This window comes from Couchioplanes caeruleus (assembly GCF_023499255.1).
GTDB lineage: Bacteria > Actinomycetota > Actinomycetes > Mycobacteriales > Micromonosporaceae > Actinoplanes > Actinoplanes caeruleus_A.
Genome location: NZ_CP092183.1, coordinates 6833832 through 6856595 on the forward strand (window position 1 = coordinate 6833832; position 22764 = coordinate 6856595).

A 22764-nucleotide genomic window follows, 5' to 3' on the forward strand; every position below is an offset into this window, starting at 1 on the left:
CCCGAAATCCCGCTATGTCGATGACGGTCGACACATCGCCGGCCGCCCGGCTCTGCCACGATGGCCTCATGCTGGTTGCCTTCTCCGTCACGCCGCTGGGTGCCTCCGAGTCCGTCGGTGATCTGGTCGCCGAGGCCGTCCGGGTGGTCCGCGCCTCCGGGCTGCCGAACCGCACCGACGCCATGTTCACCACCGTCGAGGGCGAGTGGGACGAGGTGATGGCCGTGGTCAAGCAGGCCGTCGACGTCGTCGCCGCGCAGGCGCCCCGGGTCAGCGTGACCCTCAAGGCGGACGTACGCCCCGGCGTCACCGACGCGCTGAACGCCAAGGTGGAGCACGTCGAGCGGCGGCTGGCCGGGCAGTGAGGCGCCTCGTCATGTGGGACATCGACTACACCCTGCTGCGGGGTGGCGGTGTCGCGGCGCAGGCGTGGAAAGAAGCGTTCACCGAGGTCACCGGCGTGGCCTGGCGGGCGACGCCGAGCTTCGGGGGGCGTACCGACCTGGACATCTGCGCGGAGGTCTTCGCCGCGCACGGGGTCACCGACTGCACGCCGGAACGGTTCTTCGCCCGCTACGTCGAGCGGGTGCACGGGTCGCGGCACCTGTTCGCGGAGCAGGGCGAGCTGCTGCCGGGGGTGCGGGCGGTGCTCGACGAGCTGGGCGCGCGCGACGACGTCGTGCAGACGCTCGTCACCGGCAACGTTCCGCAGGTCGCGGCCGCGAAGGTGGCGGCCTTCGACCTGACCGGGGTCTTCGACGCGGAGATCGGCGGCTACGGCACCGACGACAGCGTCCGGGCGACGCTCGTGCGCCGCTGCCGGGAACGGGCCGAGGCCAAGTACGGCGAACGCTTCGACCCCGTGGTCATCGGCGACACCACCAACGACATCTCGGCGGCGCTGGCCAACGACGCGCTGGCGGTCGGCGTGGCCACGGGCGCGACGAGCATGGCCGAGCTGGCCCTGGCCGGGGCCCACGCGGTGCTGCCGGACCTCTCCGACGTCGGCACGGCCGTCACCCTCATCACGAGCTGACGCGCAGGTGGGACGGGAAACCCGTCCAGCGCAACTCCGCGGGCAGGTGCGACATGTCGTTGAACACCAGGAGGCCCGGCGGCCGCCCTTCGCTGTAGCGGATCACCGTCAGGGCGCAGTTGGCGGCGTTGAGGCCGAGCCAGCGCTCCGGCGGCGCCTGCAGCGCGTCGCGGACGAACCACGCCACCGCGAACGCGTGGGTGACGACCAGGTCGTGGCGCACACCGTCCGGGAACGGCCCGGCGAACCGGTCCAGCGCCTGCGCGGCCAACCGCGGTCCGGCCGCCAGCTCCTCGGCGGTCCAGCCCTCGAAGAGCGCCTCGAACGCGGGCGGCACCGGGTCGGGCACGTAAGGCACGTAGTCACCGACCCCGTCCCACGCCACGGGCACGGGCGGAGCAGCTGCGGGCACGGGCGGGGTGGCTGCCGGCACGGGCGAAACGGCTGCGGACACGGGCGGGGTGGCTGCGGGCGCAGTCGGAGTGGCTCCGGGCGGGACTGCCAACGGCGCGGCTGCGGGTGCGAGGATGGCCGCGGTCTCGGTGGCCCGGCGCAGCGGGCTGTGGGTGATCGAGGTGAGCGGCACGTCGGCCAGCCGCTCCGCCAGGCACTCCGCCTGCCGCCGTCCCGCCGGGGTCAGGCCGCCGCCCTCCACCGCGTCGCCGTGCCGGGCGAGGTACAGGTAGCGGGCCGTCACACCGGGGCGATCAAGTTCGGGATCGCGCCGCCGAACCGGCGGTCGCGCTGGGCGTAGAGCTCGCAGGCGTACCAGAGGTGGCGGCGGTCGAAGTCGGGCCAGAGGGTGTCCAGGAACACCAGCTCGGCGTACGCGGACTGCCAGAGCAGGAAGTTGGACGTGCGCTGCTCCCCCGACGGGCGCAGGAACAGGTCCACCTCCGGCACCTCGGGGTGGTACAGGTACTTCTGGATGGTCTTCTCGGTGATCCGGTCCGCGCGCAGCTTGCCCGCGGCCACGTCCCGGGCGATGGCGGCGGTCGCGTCGGCGATCTCGGCCTGGCCGCCGTAGTTGACGCAGAACTGCAGGGTCAGCGTCTTGTTGCCGCGCGACATCTCCTCGGCGGTCTGCAGCTCGGAGATCACGCTCTTCCACAGCCGGCCCGCGCGGCCCGACCAGACCACGCGTACGCCCAGGTCGACGAGCTGGTCCCGGCGGCGGCGGATGACGTCCCGGTTGAAGCCCATCAGGAAGCGCACCTCCTCCGGGGAACGCTTCCAGTTCTCGGTGGAGAACGCGTACGCCGACAGATAGGGGATGCCGAGCTCGATCGCGCCCTCGATGGTGTCGAACAGCGAGAACTCGCCCTGCTCGTGGCCCTTGGTCCGGGACAGCCCGCGCTCCTTGGCCCAGCGGCCGTTGCCGTCCATCACCAGCGCCACGTGCCGCGGGATCGCGCCCTTGGGCAGCTCGGGTGGGCGGGCGCCGGAGATGTGCGGGGTGGGCGGACGTGTCACTGGGAGGGCTCCCGTCGGTCGACAAGCGGAAGGGCGCGCAGGTTGCGCTCCATGTGCCACTGCAGGTGGGCCGCGACGAGGCCGCTGCACTCGCGGCGCACGGGCGGCTCGGCGGCGTCGGCGACGGCCCAGTCGCCGTGGGTCAGGGCCAGCATCAGCCCGAGCGTCGCCGGGGCCGGGTGGGCGGCGCCGGGCGGGCGGCAGTCCGGGCACACCGAGCCGCCCGCCGGCACCGAGAACGCCCCGTGGCCGCCGGGCGTGCCGCAGACCGCACACTCGGCCAGGGCGGGCGCCCAGCCGGCGAAGGCCATGCCGCGCAGCAGGTAGGCGTCCAGGACCAGGCTGGTCGAGTGCTCGCCGGCGGCCAGCGCCTTGAGCGCGCCCAGGGTCAGCTGGAACAGCCGCAGCGACGGCTCGCGCTCGACCGGGGTGAGCCGCTCGGCGGTCTCCGCGATGGCGCTGGCCGCCGTGTAGCGCGGATAGTCCTCGAGGAAGCGTTTGCCGTACAGCGCGAGGCCCTCGACCTGGCTGATCGAGTGCAGGCTGCTGCCGACTCCCTCGGGCGAGCCGGCGAGCTGGAGGTCGATGTGGCCGAACGGCTCCAGCCGCGCCCCGAAGCGGGACGTGGTGCGCCGCACCCCGCGGGCCACGGCGCGCAGCCGGCCGTGGCGGCGGGTCAGCAGCGTGATGATCCGGTCGCTCTCGCCGAGTTTCTGGACGCGCAGCACCACCGCGTCGTCGCGGTAGAGCTGGCGTCGGTATCCGGCGGGCACCCCGACATTCTGCCCCCTGGGTACGACTGACCCTGACCCGGATCTCAGGGTCATCTCGGGGACGGGTGGGTGACAGGACCGATGGCGCCCGGCGTACCCGGGCTCATAGCGTCTGGTGCATGAGCACGAGACTGGTCCTGCGCGCCGGAGCCCTCACCGTCGTCACCGCCGCCGCGGCGACCGCCCTCACCGGGTGCGGGGGCGGGATCGGCGCCCGGCTGACCTACGACGACACCGAGAAGGTCAAGGTCACCGAGATCGTGGTGAGCGGCAACAGCGGCGACGTGACCGTGACGGCCGCGGCGATCGACGAGACGCGCATCCGGCGGGTGGTCCGCAGCAACGGCGACGACCCGGACGTCTCGTACCGGCTCACCGGCACCACGCTGGCCATCGACACGAGCTGCGGCCATGACTGCCGGGCCTCGTACGAGATCGAGGCGCCCACCGGGGTGGCCGTGCGCGGCGGCGTGCACTCCGGCAGCCTGAGCCTGACCGGCGTCGCGTCGGCCGACGTGACGGTGACGTCCGGCGACATCACCCTGCAGGGCGTCACCGGCCCGGCCACCGCGAAGGCCACCTCGGGCACCATCACCGCCGGTGCCCTGGCGGGTCCCGTGACCCTCAACGTCACCTCCGGCGACATCGAGGCCACCGACCTGACCGGCGGGGGCGCGATCAAGGCCGAGGCCAGCTCCGGCAACCTCGACCTGCGGCTGGCCCAGCCGGCCTCGGTGACGGCCCGCGCGACCAGCGGCAACATCGATCTGGCGGTGCCGGACGGGAGCTACCGCATCCTGCACCGGACCGGCTCGGGAGACTTCGAGAGCGACGTGACCACGAGCCCCGCCGCGACGAACGTGCTGGACCTGCGGGCCAGCAGCGGCAACATCTCGGTCACGACGTCGTAGCGGCCGGCTCCACGGCGGTGTCCGCGGCGCGGCCGCTCGAGGCGGGACAGCCCCGCGACCGCAGCCACGGCGTCACCAGCCCACCGGCGGTCGAGGCGGCCGCCACCAGCGCCGCGGCGAGCACCGCCATCAGCACGAGCACGGCGGCGCTCCCAGCCCGGCGACCTGGGCCCGGTATCCGCCGCCGTCCGCGCCCAGCAGCATGCCGATCCCGGAGACGACCTGCCCGCGGCGAGGCGGCCGCGGTCATGTGCGCAGCGTTTCGGCCACCGATCGGACGTTGGCCGCTGCGGCGGCCGTCCGCGGTACGGCGGGTGACACCGGCGCGCTGCGCGGCGGGCGCCCGGGGATCAGCCGCGGCGGACGGTCGGCGGCGACGTCCTCGACCCACCCGACGAGCAGCACCGCGAGCGCGACCAGGGCGACGACCACGGTGAGCCGCCAGCTGATGCCGACCCAGCCGCGGGTGGGCAGCCCGTGCGCCTCTCCCAGCTTCGTGACCGCGACGATCACCGGTACGTGCCAGAGGTAGATCGTGAGGGCGCGGGCGTTGAGGACGGTGAGCAGCCGGCCCCGGCGCGCCGCGGTGGCGACGGGAGCGCAGCCCAGCACGACGAGCACGAACGCCGCCGACCACAGCGCGTTGCCGAGCGGGATGTCGTTGAGGTCGTACCCCCGGGGCCCGGGATGGGTGACGATCCAGGCCGCACCGGCCGCGGCGAGGAACCCGGCAGCGGCGACGAGGGTCCGCCGGCTCAGCCGGCTCAGCATGCCGTCGTGGTGCGCGAAGCCGAGCAGCCACGCGCCGCCGTAGAGGGCCGCGTCCCGCAGGATCGGATGCACGGCCGGCCCGGTCAGCGTGATGATCGCCAGCGCCGCGTAGGGCACCGCGAGCACGGTCCGGGGCATTCGCCGGAACAGCGGCAGGACCAGCGGCGACAGCAGCACGAACCACAGGAAGTCACGCAGGTACCAGGTCGCGCTCAGCGCCATCGAGCCCCAGCCGTTGGCCGGCGGGTCCTGCAGCGGGAACGCCCAGTACAGCACCTTCCAGTCCCAGGCCAGGCCGGTGAGCAGCATGGACGGCACCGCGACCAGCGCGAGCACCCACAGCGACGGCAGCAGGCGGCGCAGCCGGCGCTCCACCGCGAGCGGGCCGGACCGGTCGATCGACGCCGCCATCAGCGAGCCGGCCAGCGCGAACATCACCGACATCGCCGGGAACACGACCGTGAGGGCGGCCCAGCCGGTGGCGTGGTAGACGACCACCCGGACGGTCGCGACGGCGCGCAGCAGGTCGAGGTACCGGTTTCGCATGGCGACAACGCCTATCGAAACAGGCCGCTGTCCGGCAACGTGAAACCGGGCCTACGTGACTATGCCCACAGATATGGATAAATCGAACTATCTTCAGAACCCGAGACGGCGCAGCTGCTTCGGATCCCGCTGCCACTCCTTCGCCACGCGGACGTGCAGGTCGAGGTACACCTTCCGGCCCAGCAACGCCTCGATCTCGGCCCGCGCCCGGATGCCGACGTCCTTGAGCCGTGCGCCCCGGGTGCCGATCACGATCGACTTCTGGCTGTCGCGCTCCACGTACACGTTGGCGTAGATCTTCGTCAGGCCGCCCTCGACGAACATCTCCTCGACCAGCACGGCGATCGAGTGCGGCAGCTCGTCCCGGACGCCCTCGAGCGCGGCCTCCCGGATCAGCTCCCCGATGAGCACCTGCTCCGGCTCCTCGGTCAGCACGTCGTCCGGGTACAGCGGCGGCGACTCCGGGAGATGCTTCGTGATCACGTCGACCAGCGTCTCCACCTGATGCCCGGAGACGGCGCTGACCGGCACGATGTCGGCGAAGTCGTACAGCTTGCTGACGGCCAGCAGCCGCTCCGCGAGCGTGGCCGGATCCACCAGGTCCACCTTGGTGACCACGGCGATCACAGTCGCCTTCAGCGCGGCGATCTCGGTCGAGATGAACCGGTCCCCGGCACCCACCGGCTCGTCCGCCGGGAAGCACACGCCGATGACGTCGACCTCGCTCCACGTCTCCCGCACGAGGTCGTTGAGCCGCTCCCCGAGCAGCGTCCGCGGCCGGTGCAGCCCCGGCGTGTCGACGAGCACGAGCTGGGCGTTGTCGCGGTGCAGCACGCCGCGGATCACGTGCCGGGTGGTCTGCGGCTTGTTCGAGGTGATCGCGATCTTCTGCCCGACGATCGCGTTCGTCAGCGTCGACTTGCCGGCATTCGGCCGCCCGACAAAGCACGCAAAGCCGGCACGGTAGGCGTCGTCCGAGCCGGTCGCCCGGCCGGCGGCCTTGTGCGTGTGCACCTTTTTCTCGGTACGCGCGCCCCCCGCAGAACCGGAAGCCCGTGGCCCCGGGCTCACGGCGGCTTTCCCCGCACCGCCGCGATGACGAGGTTTCCGATCCGGTTTTCCGTCCGGGGCGGGACCGCTGCGCTTGCTCACGCCCGGCTCGGCCCCCTGCTGACGCTTGGCCTGCTGACGCTCCTGCCGTCGCTGCGCGTTCCGCTCCCCCGGCGTCAGCCGCCGCTCGCCTCCCGGCTCACCGCGGCCCGCGCTCCCACCGCGCTCGCTCGCGCCCTTCCCGCCACCGGCGCCGCCTCGTCCGGACCCGCCCGCGTCCGTCACTGCGTCACCGTGCCCACGTGGGTGCCGTCCGGGGCCACCACGTGGATCGGCGCGTCCGTCGCCAGATCACGTACCGCCGCCCGGCCCGCCTCGTCCAGCTCCGCGGCCTGCGTGGCCACCGCGGCGGCCTCGAGCTTCGTCGCGCCCGCCGCCACCGCCGACGCCACCGCGAGCTGCAGGGCCGTCAGCTGCAGGCTGGGCAGCGCCACCGTCGCCGCCGCGTAGGTCCGGCCGTCCTGGTCGCGTACCGAAGCTCCCTCGGCCGCGCCCACCCGGGCGCGCGCCCCGCGGGCCAGGGTGACCAGCTTGGCGTCCTCGGCGCTGAGCTCGGCGGCGGTGCTGTTCTGTTCAGGCATCGGCGTGCTGTCTTTCCTCGGTCTCGGGGGCGTTCTCGTCGTCGCCGGACTCCTCCGACGGGGGTTCGGCCCGGCGCACCAGCACCGAGTCGATGCGGTTGCGGCGGCCGGTGGTGCCCTCGGCGATCAGGTGCAGGCCGCCGACGTCCACGGTCGCGCCGGGGATCGGCACCCGGCCCAGCGTCTGCGCGAGCAGGCCGCCGACCGTCTCCACCTCGTCGGCGGGCAGCTCCACGCCGAAGATGTCGCCCAGGTCCTCGATCGGCAGGCGGGCGGTGACGCGTACGGCCCCGTCCTCCAGGTGATCGACCGGCGGGCGTTCCACGTCGTACTCGTCGGTGATCTCGCCGACGATCTCCTCGAGGATGTCCTCGATGGTGACCAGGCCGGCCGTGCCGCCGTACTCGTCGACCACGATGACCAGGTGGGTGCGGGCCGCCTGCATCTCCGACAGCAGGTCGTCGACCGGCTTCGACTCGGGCACGAACGTGGCCGGCCGCATCAGGTCGGCGACCGGCTCGGCCGAGGCGGCCGGGTCGCCGCTCTGGGTGCGCCGGACGACGTCCTTCAGGTACAGCACGCCGAGCACGTCGTCGACACTCTCCCCGATCACCGGGATCCGCGAGAAGCCGGAGCGCAGGAACAGGAACAGCGCCTGCTGCAGCGTCTTGGGCCCCTCGATCCAGACCATCTCGGTCCGCGGCACCATCACCTCGCGCGCGATGGTGTCACCCAGCGCGAACACGGAATGGATCATCTCGCGCTCGCCGTGCTCCACCACACCGCGCTGCTCGGCCAGGTCCACCAGCTCCCGCAGCTCCACCTGGCTGCCGAACGGGCCCTCCGGGAACCCCTTACCGGGCGTGACGGCGTTACCGATGAGGATCAGCAGGGACGCCAGCGGGTTCAGCACCCGCCCGATCCACCGCACGAGCGGCGCGGTGGCCTTACCGACCGCGTACGCGTGCTGCCGCCCCACCGTGCGCGGGCCCACCCCGACCACGACGAAGCTGACCAGCGTCATGGCCGCTGCGGTCACGAGGGCCGCCCGCCACCCGGCGCCCCAGCTGTCCACGGCGACGAGCGCCACCAGCGTGGTCGCGGTCAGCTCGCAGATGAGCCGCAGCAGCAGGAGCAGGTTGAGGTGCCGGACGACGTCACCGGCGACCGCGGCCAGCGCGGCGGCGCCCCGCTGCCCCTCCCGCTCCATCTCCGCGGCCCGAGCCGGGGAGACCGTCGCCAGCGCGGCGTCGGTCATCGAGGCCAGTCCGGCCAGGAACACCAGCACCACCGCGTACACGATGAGCTGAATGTCCGGAAGGTCGGCCGCCGCGCCGACAGCGCCCGCGGCGAGCGTCGCGGGATGAAATCCGCCCGCGGCTCCGGCGCTCGGGAGCTGGGCGGCCGCTGCGATCAGGGTGGACGGGTCCATGGCGGTCAGCCGGTCCGCCGCCCGGAGCGCCAGCTCTGCAGCAGCCGGGCCTGCAACGCGAACATCTCCCGCTCCTCGTCCGGCTCGGCGTGGTCGTACCCGAGCAGGTGCAGCACCCCGTGCACGGTGAGCAGATGCAGCTCGTCCGCGGCGGAATGGCCGGCGGCGACGGCCTGCTTGGCGGCCACCTCGGGGGCGAGCACGATGTCGCCCAGCAGGGCGGGCTCGCCGGTGCCGGCCTCGCCGGGCCCGTGATCGACGCTGCCCTCGTCCATCGGGAAGGCGAGGACGTCGGTCGGGCCGTCACTGCCCATCCAGCGGTGGTTGAGCTCGGTCATGTAGTCGATGTCGACCAGCAGGATGGACAGCTCGGCGAGAGGGTTGACCCCCATCTCCTCGAGCGCGTGCCGGGCCACCGCGAGAATCGCGTCGGTGTCGACCTCGACTCCCGACTCGTTGGCGATCTCGATGGACATTGTGGTGCGTTACCCCTGGTCTCGGTGTGATGCTCGGTCAGCGCCCGCCGGTGATGACGGCCGCCGTTGCTGATGCCACGCCCTGTGACTCCGGGCCGGCCCCCTCAGTATCCCGCTCCGGCCCGCCGCCCGTCAGCGCGCCCACCCGGTCCGGCCCGGCCACCCCGCCGGGCGGCTGCCGGTGGCCCCTCGATCCGGCACGGCAACCCCGCGCGGAACGACCGGCCGCCCGCCGAGGCGCGGCCGTCGCGGCCTGAGCAACCACCCGGCCCGGGCGCGGCCATCGTGCCCTGAGCGACCGCCCGGCCAGGGCGCGGCCACCCGTCGTGAGCAACCGCCCCCGGCCAGGCACGGCCACCCCGTCCTCCACGCTCCGACGCGGGGCGACCACCCGGCCGGCCCGGCGTGACCGCCGGGCCGTCGTGGGTGGCGGTCAGCGCCGGCGGCGGGCGTTGCCGGCGGCGTGGCCCTGCACGGCGCGTACGGACTGCTGCCCCTGGTCCTGTTCCTGTTCGGCGTCGTAGCGGGCGTACGCGTCGACGATCTCCGCGACGAGCCGGTGGCGCACCACGTCGGAGCTGGAGAGCTCGGCGAAGTGCACGTCCTCGACGCCCTGCAGGATTTCCCGGACCACGCGCAGGCCGCTCGACGTGCCGCCGGGCAGGTCGACCTGGGTGACGTCGCCGGTCACCACGATCTTGGCGCCGAAGCCGAGCCGGGTCAGGAACATCTTCATCTGCTCGGGCGTCGTGTTCTGCGCCTCATCCAGAATGATGAACGCGTCATTCAAGGTCCTTCCGCGCATGTAGGCCAGCGGCGCGACCTCGATCGTGCCCGCCTGCATGAGCCGCGGGATGCTCTCGGGGTCGAGCATGTCGTGCAGCGCGTCGTAGAGCGGCCGCAGGTACGGGTCGATCTTCTCGTTGAGCGTGCCCGGCAGGAAGCCGAGCCGCTCGCCCGCCTCGACGGCCGGGCGGGTGAGGATGATCCGGTTGATCTGCTTCGCCTGGAGCGCCTGCACGGCCTTGGCCATGGCGAGGTACGTCTTGCCGGTGCCGGCGGGGCCGATGCCGAAGACGATCGTGTTCTCGTCGATGGCGTCGACGTAGCGCTTCTGCCCGAGCGTCTTGGGCCGGATCGTGCGCCCCCGCCGGGACAGGATGTTGAGGGTGAGCACCTCGGCGGGCCGCTCGGCGGTGTTCTGCTCCAGCATGGCGACGGTACGCCGCACCGCGTCGACGGTGAGCGTCTCGCCCTTCTCGATGAGCTCGATGAGCTCGGAGAACAGCCGCTCCGCGGTGGCGTTGTCGGCCGGTGCGCCGGTGACGGTGATCTCGTTCCCGCGGACGTGCACGTCGCTGGTGAGGGTGCGCTCGACGAGCCGCAGGATCTCGTCCTTGGTGCCGAGCAGGTTCACCATGATCTTGGGGTCGGAGACCTCGATCCTGGTCTGCACCCGAGCGGCAGCGCTGCTGTGGTCGGTGCCGGTCATAGGGGCGGCCGTACGGCCTACGCCACCTGCTCTCTTTCTCATCCCCGCCATGGGTCGGCGGTGCGCCTAAGGATCGTGCCATCGTATCCGCTCGGGGCCCCCGCCGCCGAGGCGATTCCGGCCCGTTTCGGCGGCGTCCCGGAGCGCTCCGGCCGACCGTTTCCCGGCGCCGGCGACCGGCAGTCGAAGCGCCGGCGACGAGCGGCGGAAAAGCCTGCGGCCGGGCGATGAGCCGGGCACAAGCGGCAGCCGGCCGCTCAGCCCTGCGAGACCGGCACCCCGTCGAACGTCTCCTGCTGCCGGGTGAACCGGTACGTCGCCCAGTGCATCCGCACGACGCGTCCCTCTTCGTCCCGCGTCAGGCGGAGCAGCTCTCCCGCTTCGCGGCCGGAGACCGTCCGGAGCACGTCCGGCTGGTCCGCAAGGGGCCGGAACACCGACGGCGCCCGGTCGGCCGGGGCGTCGGCGGCGCGGGACTGGAGGGTGCCGGCGTGCCAGCTGAAGGTGTGCTGGAAGCCCTCGCTCCACCAGGGGCCGAGGATCGAGCGGTAGTGCGGGGGCGCGGGCGGGCCCGGTGACCAGGGGCGGATCTCGGCCGGGTCGGCCTCGGTGGCGAGGGCGAGCAGGTCGTGGACGAGGGCGTTGATCTCGGTGGCCGTGCCGGAGGAGGCGAGGACCGCCGCGCCGAGGGCGCCGGGGTTGCCGTCGCCGCCGCGGCGGCCGTACACGCCGGCGAGGAAGCCGGGCATGGCGCCGTCGTGGCCGACGTGCAGGACACGGCCGGCCTGGGGCACGAGGATGAGGCCGAGGCCGAAGCCCGCGGACCAGAGCGTCTCGTCGGTGGTCGTACGCGGCCAGCGCATCTCCTCGAGGGTGGCCGGGGCCAGCACCTTCGCGCCGGGGTCGATGAGCTCGGGGCTCGCCAGGAACGCCGCCCAGCGGGCCATGTCGGCGGCGGTGCTCCAGATCTGCGCGGCCGGGGCGGCGCCGCCCATGTCGAGTTGCGGCTCGGGGCGGGCGGCGTCGGAGTAGGCGTCGACGAGGTAGCCGACCGCCGCGCGGGCGGTGGGCTCGACGGTGGTGGCGGTGAGGCCGAGCGGCTCGAGGATGCGTTCGGCCAGCACGGAAGCCCAGGTGCCACCGCGGAGGCGGGCGACCAGCTGGCCGAGGACCGCGACGCCGAGGTTGGAGTAGTGGAAGCGGCGGTTGGCGGGCAGAACGCGTTCCGCGCGGGCGAGGTCGTCGAGCAGTTGCCGGTCGTCGGGTGCGACGAGGACGTCCCAGACGTCGCCGTGGGGTTCACGCTGGTAGCCGGCGGTGTGCGACAGCAGGCTGCGGATCGTGGCGGTGCCGTGGGCGGGGACCTCGAGGTGGGCGGAGACCGGGTCGTCGAGGTCGAGGAGGCCGTCGTCGCGGGCCTGGAGGACGAGCACGGCGGTGAAGGTCTTGGTGACCGAGCCGATGCGGAAGCGGCTGTCCGCGTCCAGCGGGTGGGCCGGGTTGCCGGAGTCGCCGGCGGTGCAGGTCCACAGCTCGCGGTCGGCGCGGTGCAGGGCGACGGAGAGCGCGGGCACGCGGGCGTCGGCCTGAACCTTGCGGACGGCGTGCTCGAGGCGCCGCAGGGCGTTCGTCAGGGAGTCCACGACGGTGATCCTAGAGTGGCCGTATGACACGTCGGGCGATCCTGGTGACCGGTTCCTCGCGCGGTATCGGACGGGCGATCGCCCAGAGGTTCGCGGCGGGTGGCGACCGGGTGGCGGTGCACCACCGCGACTCCGCCGCGCTGGCGGAGCAGTTGGCGGCCGCGCTGCCCGGTGACGGGCACGTCGTGGTCCGGGCCGATCTGGCCGACCCGGATGCCGTACGGGACATGGTCGACGACGCGGCGGCCGGGCTGGGCGGCCTGGACGTGCTGGTGAACAACGCCGGCGCGTTCGGCCGGGCGAACCCGCCGCACCCGGTGTTCGGCACGGCGTACGACGACTGGCAGGCGATGTGGCGCCGGACGTTCGACGTGAATCTGTTCGGGGCGGCGAACGCGGCGTGGGCGGCGGCTCAGCACATGCGCGAGCGCGGCGGGCGGATCGTCAACGTGTCCTCGCGCGGGGCGTTCCGCGGTGAGCCGGAGCAGCCCGCGTACGGCGCGAGCAAGGCGGCGCTGAACTCGATGGCGCAGTCGCTCGCGGTGGCGCTGGCGCCGTACGGGATCGCGGTGGCGAACGTGGCGCCGGGCTTCGTCGAGACGGACATGACGAACGAGCACCTGAAGGCGGAGCGCGGGGCGGAGATCCGGGCGCAGAGCCCGTTCGGCCGGGTCGCGCGGCCGGAGGAGATCGCGAGCGCGGTGCACTGGCTGGCGTCGCCGGAGGCCGAGTGGGCGTCCGGCTCGATCATCGACCTGAACGGCGCCTCATACCTGCGTACGTAAGATCATCTGCAGCCGACGGATGGGAGCGCTTCCATGGACGATCTGATCAAGCAGCTGACGCTGGAGGAAAAGGTGTCGCTGCTCGGCGGCCAGGATTTCTGGTCGCTGCCCGCGATCCCCCGCATCGGCCTGCGCTCGCTGGTGATGTCCGACGGCCCGATCGGCGTGCGCGGCACCGGGTGGGCACCCGAGGACCCGTCCATCGCGCTGCCCAGTCCCACCGCGCTCGCCGCCACCTGGGATCCCGCGCTGGCCCGGACGGCCGGCAGCCTGCTCGGCCAGGAGTCGCGCCGCAAGGACGTGCACGTGCTGCTCGGCCCGACCGTCAACCTGCAGCGCACCCCGCTGGGCGGCCGGCATTTCGAGTGCTACTCCGAGGACCCGCTGCTCAGCGGTGAGATCGCGGTCGGTTTCGTCGAGGGGGTGCAGGCGCACGGCGTCGGCACGACGGTCAAGCATTTGGTGGGCAACGACTTCGAGACCGACCGGATGACCGTCGACGTCCGCATCGGCGAGCGCGCGCTGCGTGAGATCTACCTGGCGCCGTTCGAGCGCGTCGTCGCCGCCGGCGGCTGGGGCCTGATGAGCGCGTACAACGGGGTGAACGGCCTGCCGATGGCCTCGAACGGCCGGTTGCAGTCCGACGTGCTGAAGGACGAGTGGGGTTTCGACGGCATCGTGGTCTCGGACTGGCGTGCCGCCCGCGACACCGTCGGCGCGGCCCTGGGCGGCCTCGACATCGCCATGCCGGCGATGGAGAACCCCTGGGGCGAGAAGCTGGTCGCGGCGGTGCGCGCCGGCGAGGTGCCGGAAGAGCTGATCGATGACAAGGTACGCCGGGTGCTGCGGCTGGCGGCTCGCGTCGGCGTGCTGGACGGCGTACCCGGGGCGGTGTCGTCTCCCCCCGCGGACCTGGACGGGAGCGCCGTGGCGCACGAGGTCGCGGCCCGGTCCTTCGTGCTGGCGCGCAACGAGCACTTCGCGCTCCCGCTGGAGCCGGCGGCGCTCAACAGGATCGCGGTGATCGGCGCGCTGGCGACCGACGCGCGGGTGCTCGGCGGCGGCAGCGCCCAGGTGACGCCGCCGCACGTGATCTCACCCCTCGAGGGGCTCACCCGCGCGCTGCCCGGCGTCGACGTGGCCCACGCGGTGGGCGCGGACCCGCGGCCGTTCCTGCCGGCGCTGCCGCAGGAGACGGCGGTGACGCTGCTCGGCGCGGACCACGCGTTCACCGTGCCGCTCGCGGCCGTGCGCTGGATCGGCGATCTGCCGGGCGGTATCGCCCCGGAGACGGTCACCGGGCTGGAACTGCGCACCACGTTCACCCCCCAGCAGGACGGCGAGCACACCTTCGCGGTCTCCGGCTTCGGCACCTTCGAGCTGATCGTGGGCGAGGAGTCGCTCTACTCCGGCACGCTGCACCCGCCGGGCACCGGACGGGCCGACCTGCTGCTGTCGCCGAAGGAGCAGCGCGCGGGCGTGACGCTGGCTGCGGGCGTACCCGTGGAGGTGACGCTGCGGCAGACCATCAAGCCGGGGATGGCGCACACGGTCTCCGCGACGCTGGGCCACCAGGCCCCCGGCGTCTCGGCCGACAGCCTGCTCGCCGAGGCGGTGGAGCTGGCCCGCGAGTCCGACGTGGCGATCGTCGTGGTCGGCACCACCGAGCAGGTGGAGTCGGAGGGCTTCGACCGGACGTCGCTGGAGCTGCCGGGCAACCAGGACGAGCTGGTGGTCCGCGTCGCCGCGGCCAACCCCCGCACGATCGTGGTGGTCAACGCGGGCTCGCCGGTGCTGCTGCCGTGGGCCGACGACGTGGCGGCGGTGCTGCTGACCTGGTTCCCCGGCCAGGAGGCCGGGGCGGCGCTGGCCGACGTGCTGCTGGGCGTCGCGGAGCCGGGCGGGCGCCTGCCCACCACGTGGCCGCGCCGCGAGCAGGACTGCCCGATCCTGCACGTGACGCCCCGCGACGGCGTCGTCGAGTACGACGAGGGCGTCTTCATCGGATACCGGGCCTGGGACCGCGCGGGCACGCCGCCGCTGTACGCCTTCGGCCACGGCCTCGGCTACACCACCTGGCGGTACGAGACGCTCGAGGTGTCGCCCACCGAGGCGGTCGTGTCGCTGACGAACACCGGCGCGCGGGCGGGTCGCGAGGTGGTGCAGGTGTACGCGGGCCCGGCGGGCGTCACGCCGGAGGGCATCGGCGCCGACGGGGTGTCCCCGCAGCGCCCGGCCCGCTGGCTCGCGGGCTTCGCACCGGTCGAGGCGCACCCGGGCGAGACGGTGACGGTACGCATCCCGCTGCCGGAGCGCACGTGGCAGGTGTGGGACGGCGGCTGGCGGACGATCCCGGGGGCGTACGCGCTCACCGCCGCGCACGCCCTCGACGATCCGCGCCTGACCGCCTCGCTGGAGCTGTAGAAAGGCGTCAGCCCTCGTCGCGGGTGCGACGGGGGCTGACCGCCTCAGCTTTCGTCGCGGGTGACGACGAGGTCGAGGCCCTTGGCGCTGTCGTTGGTCCAGACCACCGTGTAGCCCGGCCACTCGCCCTCGAGCTGGCCGTCGGCGCCGACCGTGGAGGTCATCCGGGAGCTGAGCGCGCCGGGGACGCCGAGCGTGTCGAACACACAGGTCATGGCCGCGTCGCTGAGGCCGACCGGGAACTTGTCACCGGCGCCGTTGACGGTCAGCTTGCGGTTCTTGTCGGAGAGCTTGAGGCCCTCCTTGGCGGGGTCGCACTTGTCGGCCGCGGTGAGCAGCGGGTCCGCCTCGGAGGCGGCGACGGGGGCCGGGCTCTCGTCCCCGCCCCCGATCAGCTTGGGGACCAGGACGACCCCGAGGGCGACGAGGAAGACGGCGAGGAGCACCCACGGCAGCGGACTTCGCTTGCGGGTGTGTTCGGCGGCGGGATGGCGGGGCTGAGTCATGAACACGTCCTAGGGCGTCGAGGGGGAGGGATCAACGCGCGGACGAAGTTTCCTCCGCGTACCGAATCAGGACAACGATCAAGCACCGAACTGGCCGAACGGATGAGTCGACATTGGAAAACAGTGCTAACCGACCCCCCAAGATTTTTCCGGGAGAACCCGGGCAGGCGCGGGGTCAGGCCGGCACGAGGGAGGCCGGGGCGGCGCGCCGGGCGAGCACCGACTCGAGGATCTCGCCGACCCGGACGGCCGTGTTCGACAGCAGCGCCGACGTGATGCCGTGGCTGTGTTCCGTACCGCCCTGGAGGTAGACGCCGACCCGCAGACGCGGGTCGGTGGCGGCGCGGTAGTCCCGCCCGACCTTCGGCCGGCCCTGCTCGTCGCGCAGGCAGAGACCCGCGATGCCGCCGAGGACCGCGTACGGGTCGGCCTGGTGGTATCCGGTCGCGCACACGAGGACGTCGGCGTCCAGCGTCGTGACCTCCCCGGTGAGCAGCGACCGGACGGTGGCGGTCACGCCGGTCGGCCCGTCGGTGACCTGGGTGAGCCGGGAGACGTTCAGCATCCGCAGGCGTTCCCGGCCCAGGACCTTCTCCTGGTACGCCCGCCGGTACAGGTCGTTGATGAGGTCGATGTCCACCACGGAGTAGTTGGTGTTCCCGTGGTACTCCATCAGCAGCTGCTTGACGCTCTCCGGCGCGCGGTAGAACTCGTCGACGGCGTCCGGGTCGAAGATCCGGTTGGCGAACGCGCTGTCGTCGGCCGGCGAGTAGCCGTAACGGGAGAACACGGCGTACACCTCGGCCTCGGGGAACTCGCCGTGCAGCGTGGCGACGGCCTCGGCCGCGCTCTGCCCGGCGCCGACCACGACGAAGCGGCGCGGCCGTGCGTCGCGGATGCCGGGAAGGTTGTGCAGCAGGTCGCTGGTGTGCCAGATCCGCGGCGACGCGGTGATCCCCTCGGGCAGCCGCGGCCGCAGCCCGGTGCCGACGACGAGGTTGCGGGCCCGGTGGGTGACGAGCCGGCCGGCCCGGCGGGCGAGCACGTCGACCGCGGTGACGTCGCCGGCCGCGTCCTCGACCGGGGTCACCGACAGCACCTCGGCGTCGTACGTGACCTGGCCGGCGACCTGCTCGGCGGCCCAGGCGAAGTAGTCGTGGAACTCCACCCGCAGCGGGAACAGGTTCTTGTGGTTGATGAAGTCCACGAGCCGGCCGCGGCTGTGCAGGTACCGCAGGAAGCTGAACTCGCTCGTGGGGTTCCGCAGCGTCACCAGGTCCTTGAGGAACGACACCTGCATGGTGGCGTCGTCCAGGAGCATCCCCCGGTGCCAGCCGAACGCGGGCTGCCGTTCGAGGAAGCGGGCGGTGACGCCGCCACCCGGCCCGGCGCCGTCGTTGTGCTCGGTCACGGCGATGGCCATGGCGAGGTTCGACGGGCCGAAGCCGATTCCCACGACATCGAGTTCAGGCTCAGACATGACCGTCCCCTCCGGCGGCGGGGCCGACCTGACCCCGAGGTGTTGGTTAGCCTAACCTAAGCAACGGCGCGGTCCGCAGAGCCTGCTTGAGGGAGAAGAATCCATGCGAGTCGTCATGTTCGGTTTCCAGACGTGGGGACACCGCACCCTGCAGGCACTGCTGGAGTCGGAACACGAGGTCGTCATGGTGGTCACCCACCCGCGCGGCGAAGGGGCGTACGAGAAGGTCTGGTCCGATTCGGTCGAGGAGCTCGCGGCGTCCGCCGGCGTCCCGGTGCTCGTCCGCGACCGGCCGGACGACGACGAGCTGTACGACGCTCTCAAACAGGCCGCCCCTGACGTCATCGTCGCCACCAACTGGCGCACCTGGATCCCGCCGCGCGTCTTCGGCCTGCCCGCCTTCGGGACGCTCAACGTGCACGACGCGCTGCTGCCGGCGTACGCGGGCTTCTCGCCCCTGATCTGGGCCCTTCTCAACGACGAGAGGGAGGTCGGCGTGACCGCGCACCTGATGGACGAGACCCTCGACGCGGGCCCGATCGTGCTGCAGCGCGCGATCCCGGTCGGCCCCACGGACACGGCGACGGACCTGTTCCACCGCACGCTCGCTCTCTTCGGCCCGATCACCGTGGACGGGCTCGCCGAGATCGCCACCGGCCGCCGCGACTTCACCCCGCAGGACCGCTCCCGGGCCAGCTTCTTCCACAAGCGCTCGGAGGAGGACATCCGCATCGACTGGACCTGGACGGCCGAGGAGCTGTCCCGCCTCGTCCGGGCCCAGTCCGCGCCCTATCCGCAGGCGTTCTGCTTCCACAAGGGCCGCCGCCTCGAGATCGTCCGGGCGGGCGTGTCGGCGGCCGTGTACGGCGGCACCCCGGGCCGCATCTTCTACCGCGAGGGCGACGGCGTGGCGGTAGTCGCGGGAGCGGACGCCCGGCGCGGCCGCAGCAGGGCTCTGCTCATCGAAGAGGTACGCACCGACGACGGCACCGAGCTGGCGGCCCCCGACTACTTCACGACGATGGGCGGCTACCTGACGAGCTTCCCCCGCTGACCCGTCAGTCGTCGTCGAGGGCGCGCAGGGCCTCGCGCAGCAGGTCCGGCGTGCGGTCCGGCGGCTCGGCCTCGATGAACAGCCGGCCCATCGCCGCCGCGTAGTGGTCCACGTCCTCGCGCTTGTCCAGGTACAGCCCGCTGGTCAGGTGCTCGATGTAGACCACGTCCGGCAAGTTCTGGTGCGGGAAGCGCAGGATCGTGAAGGCGCCGCCGGCCGCCGCGTGCCCGCCGGAGCGGAACGGGATGACCTGCAGGCGGATGTAGCGGTGCCGGCAGGCCTCGATGAGGTGTTCGATCTGCTCGCGCAGCACCTGCTTGCCGCCGATCGGGCGGCGCAGCACCGCCTCGTCGATCACCGCCCACAGCCGCGGCGGATCCTCGCGGGCCAGGAGCTGCTTGCGGGCCATCCGCAGGTCGGCACGGCGGTCGATCTCGTCGGCCGAGGCGGTGCCGTGGCCCAGCATGATGACGGCCCGCGCGTACGCGTCGGTCTGCAGCAGCCCGGGCACGAACTGGATCTCGTACGTGCGGATCAGCTCGGCGGCCTGCTCGAGGTCGAGGTAGTTCTGGAACCAGGTCGTCAGCACGTCGCCGTACGAGTGCCACCAGCCGGGCGAGTTGGCCTCCCGGGCCAGCGCGAGCAGCCGCTCGTGCTCGCGGGGGTCGCTGACGCCGTACAGCTTGAGCAGGTCGGTGACGTCGCGCTCCTTGAACGCGACCCGGCCCAGCTCCATCCGGCTGATCTTCGACTCGGAGCCGCGGATCTCGTAGCCCGCCTTGTCGCGGGTGATGCCCGCGGCCAGGCGGAGGCTGCGCAGCCGGGCGCCCAGCTGCAGCCGGCGGACCGTCGGCCCGCCGTTCTGCTCCGGGGCGCTCACCGGCAGGCTCCTCTGGTTACGGCGGGCGGACGACAACGGCGTGCTCACGTGGGCGTCCTAACGTGTCGGCTGCGAAGTCCTCGATCGTCGCGGGCAAAGCATAGACCTGAACCGCTGTCAGTCCGCGTATTCTGCCGGATCGAAGATTCGGTCGGTGAGCAAGGCCGGGACCCGGGCCAGCCCGGGGCCGCCCGCGTCGAGCCAGTCCGCCACCGCGCCGACGAGCCGGTCGTCCAGGACGTCGCCGAGGTGGACGACGCGGGCGCCGCGCCGGCGGGCGTCGGGCGCCGGGTGGACGACGACCACATTGGACCGTTCGCACACGCGCAGGCATTCGCTGACGCGTACCCGATGCCGCTCCCCCACCGCGCCGCGGATGGCGGCGAGCTGCGCGTCGTGATCGACCCCAGGGTGCTTCTCCGCGCTGCCGCAGCAGCAGTCACGGCAGACGGTCAGCGCGCCCATCTTTCTGTTCTTTCCTCAGTTTTCCGCTGCGGACGGGCTGAGCGCCAGGGCCTTGCCGGCGATCTGGCCGGTGGCGCCGGGCACCGGCTCGGACGGGTCGGAGCCGATCTCGACGAGCTCGTTGCGCTCGTCGACGTGCGCGACCCGCGGCCGGTACGCGGCCCGCTCCGCCTCGTCGACCTGCCGGAACGACATGATGATGATCAGGTCGCCGACCGAGACGAGCCGGGCGGCGGCGCCGTTGATGCCGATCACGCCGGAGCCGGCGGGGCCCTCGATCACGTACGTCACCAGCCGGGCCCCGTTGTCGATGTCGACCACGTGCACCTGTTCGCCCTCGACCAGGTCGGCGGCGTCCATGAGGGTCCGGTCGATCGTGATGGAGCCGACGTAGTGCAGGTCCGCCTGGGTCACGGTGGCGCGGTGGATCTTGCCACCGAGCAGGGTGCGCTGCATGTCTGCGGTCCTTACGGATCGGGCCGGGGCGGTACCCCCGGCGATGAAGCAAAGTTAGCCTAACCTAATCTGACGGCTCGGCCACCGGATCACCGACCCCCTGGAGACCTCATGACTTCCCGCGTCCACGGCCGGCGACGGGTCCTCACCGTCGTCGCCGCCGGTCTGCTCGCCGCCGCCACCGCCACCGCGTGCGCGTCCGATGAGGACACCGCAGCCGCACCCACCGCCTCCGGGTCCGCCGCCTTCCCCGTGAGCATCGAGCACAAGTTCGGCTCGACCACCATCGAGAAGCAGCCCGAGCGGGTCGTCACCGTCGGCTGGAACGACCAGGACCCGGTGCTCGCGCTGGGCGTCGTACCGGTCAGCACCCGGGAGTGGTTCACCGAGTACCCGACGTACCCGTGGGTGCGGTCCGCGCTCGGCGGCAAGCAGCTGAGCACCTTCTCCGCGGAGCTCAACTTCGAGGCGATCATCGAACAGCAGCCGGACCTCATCCTCGCGATCTACGAGACGATCTCGAAGGAGACGTACGAGAAGCTCTCGCAGATCGCACCGACGGTCATCCAGTCCTCCGCGTACGCCGACGAGCAGACGCCCTGGGACGTGCAGACCCGTACGGTCGGCAAGGCGCTCGGCAAGACCGCCGAGGCCGAGGCGCTGGTGGCGAAGGTCGACGCGAGGATCGACGAGGCGAAGCGGGCCAACCCGCAGTTCGCCGGCAAAACGCTCGTGGTCGATTTCGGTCCCGAGAAGGGCCAGCACTGGCTGATCCCGGCCAAGGACCCGCGCCGGGCGCTGTTCGACGCGCTCGGCTTCACGGCGCAGTCGGAGTCGGAAGAGGTCAGCGAGGAGCGCCTCGACCTGCTCGACCGGGACGTGCTGTTCGTCAACGGAGCGACCAAGAAGGACATGGCGGCCTCACCGGCGTTCGCCCGCCTCAAGGTCGTCAAGGAGGACCGCACCCTGTACACGTCCTTCTCCACGCCACTGGGCGGGGCGCTGGCGTACAGCGGGCCGAACGCGTTGCTCTACGCCCTGGACGTGCTCGTGCCGCAGCTGCGCAACGCGACCGACGGCGACCCGGCGACGGCGGTCACGGACCTGTCCGAGGTCGCCTGACCCCGTACGGGTAAACGGGCCGGCGACCGGAATCGGCACATATGAAGCGCAAACCTCAGGTCGGCGCATCGACCTCGGCCGTTCGGCTGGAATCCCTGGTCACTCGGCCGCAGCCAGCGCCATCGAGCGCGTTGTATGGTCGGCGGCGCCTGCGACAGCCGGCGCCGGGAGCTCCCCCTCCCGAGCGCCCGACGAACGAGGACGGACACGTGTCGAAAGCTCACCGTGGTCTGCTGGCGGCCGGCCTGGCCGCCGCAGTGGTCGGCTCGATGGGAGTCGTGTGGACGCTCGGCGCGGACGCCGCCGAGAGCCCGGACCCGAGCGCGCCCGCCGCCGCGTCAGCCGTGGACGCCGACGACCCGAGCACGCCGGCCCGGGCGGACGAGCCGAGCCCGCCGCCCCTGCTGCCGTGGGGTGAGGCACCCTCCCCCGCCAAGCAAGCGCCCGTCGGCGCGGACAGCGCCGAAGTGGCCGCGGCCGGCGCGGACGCCGCGCCGGAGAACGCATCGCACACCACCGTCGCCGGGTACGGGCCCAAGGGCCGCACCGGTCCCTCCGGTTCACTCAAGCGCGAGCGCATCTCCGGGGTGAAGACGGCCGCCCCGGCGCCCGCGGAGGTCACCGCCGCCGGCACTCCGACCACGAAGGCCGCGGCCGCCACGGACTGGAACTACTTCTACTCGGGCGCCCGGCAGATCGAGACCTCCGACGGCGCCTGGGCGAACCTGGACATCCGCAAGCCGTGGCTGAGCGCGAACGACGCGCACACGCTCGCCGAGATCTCGGTGCAGTCCGCGGACAGCAACCAGATCATCGAGGTCGGCTGGACGATCGACCGCAAGCTGAACAAGGACGACGACCCGCACCTGTTCGTCTACTACTGGAAGGACAAGACCCGCACCTGCTACAACAAGTGCGGTTTCACGTCCAAGAGCGACAACGTCAAGCCGGGTGACACACTGCCGACGGGCACGACCAAGCGCTTCGGCATCCAGCACTTCGACGGCGTGTGGTGGGTCGCGTACGACTCCGAGTGGCTCGGTTACTTCGACGACAGCCTGTGGGACGGTCGCTACACCCAGTCCGGGATGGTGCAGTTCTTCGGCGAGGTGGCCGCCCTCAACACCAAGCCGTGCACCGACATGGGCAACGGCCAGCTCGGCACCAGCAAGACGGCCCTGACGTTCGGCACGATCTCGCTGACCAACAGCCAGGTTCCGGCGAAGGTCGACCTGATCGACGACACGAACGCCACGTACTACACCTCCGCCAGGGCGGAGAGTGAGGGACAGCGCAACTTCCGGTACGGCGGCCCCGGCGGCTGCTGACCGGCGGACGTTCACGACAG

Annotated in this window: 24 protein-coding genes; 8 read left to right on the top strand and 16 right to left on the bottom strand. The window is 72.5% G+C overall.

Annotated features, from left to right (window positions below):
* Positions 1-68: 68 nt before the first annotated feature.
* Both COUCH_RS31630 and COUCH_RS31635 read left to right on the top strand, forming a co-directional pair.
* On the top strand, positions 69-365 hold the full coding sequence (locus COUCH_RS31630; RefSeq protein ID WP_249608857.1) for an MTH1187 family thiamine-binding protein: 297 nt from the start codon (positions 69-71) through the stop codon (positions 363-365).
* Entirely contained in the window at positions 362-1036 is a 675-nt protein-coding gene (locus tag COUCH_RS31635; protein ID WP_249608858.1) for an HAD family hydrolase, read from the top strand. Before COUCH_RS31630 ends, COUCH_RS31635 begins: the two co-directional genes overlap by 4 nt.
* On the opposite strand, the gene COUCH_RS31640 is transcribed toward COUCH_RS31635, so the two are convergent.
* Genes COUCH_RS31640 through recO form a run of 3 tightly spaced genes read right to left on the bottom strand, consistent with a single transcriptional unit; the run spans position 1026 to position 3282 of the window.
* The gene (locus COUCH_RS31640) at positions 1026-1733 is read right to left on the bottom strand and encodes a histidine phosphatase family protein (protein ID WP_249608859.1); all 708 of its coding nucleotides are present in this window, start codon (positions 1731-1733) and stop codon (positions 1026-1028) included. The two genes, COUCH_RS31635 and COUCH_RS31640, sit on opposite strands and share 11 nt — an antisense overlap.
* A complete protein-coding gene (locus tag COUCH_RS31645) occupies positions 1730-2509 on the bottom strand; it encodes an isoprenyl transferase (RefSeq protein ID WP_249608860.1) in 780 nt (259 codons plus the stop codon). The genes COUCH_RS31640 and COUCH_RS31645 overlap by 4 nt, the downstream gene beginning before the upstream one ends.
* On the bottom strand, positions 2506-3282 hold the full coding sequence (gene recO, locus COUCH_RS31650) for a DNA repair protein RecO (protein ID WP_249608861.1): 777 nt from the start codon (positions 3280-3282) through the stop codon (positions 2506-2508). Before recO ends, COUCH_RS31645 begins: the two co-directional genes overlap by 4 nt.
* 119 nt (positions 3283-3401) lie before the next feature.
* Here recO and COUCH_RS31655 point away from each other — a divergent pair, with 119 nt between their 5' ends.
* Positions 3402-4193: a DUF4097 family beta strand repeat-containing protein gene (locus COUCH_RS31655; RefSeq protein WP_249608862.1), complete on the top strand. Its 792-nt coding sequence runs from the start codon at positions 3402-3404 to the stop codon at positions 4191-4193.
* Here the strand turns inward: COUCH_RS31655 and COUCH_RS31660 are convergent.
* From COUCH_RS31660 to COUCH_RS31695, 8 genes are all read right to left on the bottom strand, one after another.
* Positions 4180-4335, bottom strand: a complete 156-nt coding sequence (locus COUCH_RS31660) for a hypothetical protein (RefSeq protein WP_249608863.1) — start codon at positions 4333-4335, stop codon at positions 4180-4182. The genes COUCH_RS31655 and COUCH_RS31660 overlap by 14 nt on opposite strands.
* A gap of 104 nt (positions 4336-4439) precedes the next feature.
* Positions 4440-5510 (bottom strand): acyltransferase family protein, encoded by a 1071-nt coding sequence (locus COUCH_RS31665; protein WP_249608864.1) that lies wholly within the window; start codon positions 5508-5510, stop codon positions 4440-4442.
* Between the two features lie 93 nt (positions 5511-5603).
* Positions 5604-6524: a GTPase Era gene (gene era, locus COUCH_RS31670; RefSeq protein ID WP_249608865.1), complete on the bottom strand. Its 921-nt coding sequence runs from the start codon at positions 6522-6524 to the stop codon at positions 5604-5606.
* Between the two features lie 317 nt (positions 6525-6841).
* Complete coding sequence (locus tag COUCH_RS31675) at positions 6842-7201, bottom strand: cytidine deaminase (protein WP_249608866.1); 360 nt, start codon at positions 7199-7201, stop codon at positions 6842-6844.
* Positions 7194-8513: a hemolysin family protein gene (locus COUCH_RS31680; protein WP_249613863.1), complete on the bottom strand. Its 1320-nt coding sequence runs from the start codon at positions 8511-8513 to the stop codon at positions 7194-7196. Before COUCH_RS31680 ends, COUCH_RS31675 begins: the two co-directional genes overlap by 8 nt.
* Before the next feature lie 125 nt (positions 8514-8638).
* On the bottom strand, positions 8639-9109 hold the full coding sequence (gene ybeY / locus COUCH_RS31685; protein WP_199513980.1) for an rRNA maturation RNase YbeY: 471 nt from the start codon (positions 9107-9109) through the stop codon (positions 8639-8641).
* A 433-nt stretch (positions 9110-9542) separates the two neighbouring features.
* Positions 9543-10601 (bottom strand): PhoH family protein, encoded by a 1059-nt coding sequence (locus COUCH_RS31690; RefSeq protein WP_249608867.1) that lies wholly within the window; start codon positions 10599-10601, stop codon positions 9543-9545.
* A 257-nt stretch (positions 10602-10858) separates the two neighbouring features.
* Positions 10859-12235, bottom strand: coding sequence for a serine hydrolase domain-containing protein (locus tag COUCH_RS31695; RefSeq protein WP_249613864.1), 1377 nt, complete (start codon positions 12233-12235; stop codon positions 10859-10861).
* Between the two features lie 32 nt (positions 12236-12267).
* Here COUCH_RS31695 and COUCH_RS31700 point away from each other — a divergent pair, with 32 nt between their 5' ends.
* Positions 12268-13029, top strand: a complete 762-nt coding sequence (locus COUCH_RS31700; protein WP_249608868.1) for an SDR family NAD(P)-dependent oxidoreductase — start codon at positions 12268-12270, stop codon at positions 13027-13029.
* Positions 13030-13062: 33 nt separating this feature from the next.
* Positions 13063-15453, top strand: coding sequence for a beta-glucosidase family protein (locus tag COUCH_RS31705; protein WP_249608869.1), 2391 nt, complete (start codon positions 13063-13065; stop codon positions 15451-15453).
* A gap of 44 nt (positions 15454-15497) precedes the next feature.
* Here COUCH_RS31705 and COUCH_RS31710 read toward each other — a convergent pair whose 3' ends face one another.
* Positions 15498-15959, bottom strand: a complete 462-nt coding sequence (locus tag COUCH_RS31710) for a hypothetical protein (RefSeq protein ID WP_249608870.1) — start codon at positions 15957-15959, stop codon at positions 15498-15500.
* Between the two features lie 175 nt (positions 15960-16134).
* Entirely contained in the window at positions 16135-17439 is a 1305-nt protein-coding gene (locus COUCH_RS31715) for a lysine N(6)-hydroxylase/L-ornithine N(5)-oxygenase family protein (protein WP_249608871.1), read from the bottom strand.
* Positions 17440-17542: 103 nt separating this feature from the next.
* On the opposite strand from COUCH_RS31715, the gene COUCH_RS31720 reads away from it, so the two are divergent.
* The gene (locus COUCH_RS31720) at positions 17543-18493 is read left to right on the top strand and encodes a methionyl-tRNA formyltransferase (RefSeq protein WP_249608872.1); all 951 of its coding nucleotides are present in this window, start codon (positions 17543-17545) and stop codon (positions 18491-18493) included.
* A gap of 4 nt (positions 18494-18497) precedes the next feature.
* Here COUCH_RS31720 and COUCH_RS31725 read toward each other — a convergent pair whose 3' ends face one another.
* From COUCH_RS31725 to panD, 3 genes are all read right to left on the bottom strand, one after another.
* Positions 18498-19373, bottom strand: a complete 876-nt coding sequence (locus COUCH_RS31725) for a helix-turn-helix domain-containing protein (protein ID WP_249613865.1) — start codon at positions 19371-19373, stop codon at positions 18498-18500.
* 117 nt (positions 19374-19490) lie between these two features.
* Entirely contained in the window at positions 19491-19829 is a 339-nt protein-coding gene (locus tag COUCH_RS31730; RefSeq protein ID WP_249613866.1) for a hypothetical protein, read from the bottom strand.
* A 24-nt stretch (positions 19830-19853) separates the two neighbouring features.
* The gene (gene panD / locus COUCH_RS31735) at positions 19854-20294 is read right to left on the bottom strand and encodes an aspartate 1-decarboxylase (RefSeq protein WP_249608873.1); all 441 of its coding nucleotides are present in this window, start codon (positions 20292-20294) and stop codon (positions 19854-19856) included.
* A 111-nt stretch (positions 20295-20405) separates the two neighbouring features.
* Here panD and COUCH_RS31740 point away from each other — a divergent pair, with 111 nt between their 5' ends.
* Positions 20406-21416, top strand: coding sequence for an ABC transporter substrate-binding protein (locus tag COUCH_RS31740; RefSeq protein WP_249608874.1), 1011 nt, complete (start codon positions 20406-20408; stop codon positions 21414-21416).
* 209 nt (positions 21417-21625) lie between these two features.
* Positions 21626-22744, top strand: a complete 1119-nt coding sequence (locus COUCH_RS31745; protein ID WP_249608875.1) for a neprosin family prolyl endopeptidase — start codon at positions 21626-21628, stop codon at positions 22742-22744.
* Positions 22745-22764: the final 20 nt, after the last annotated feature.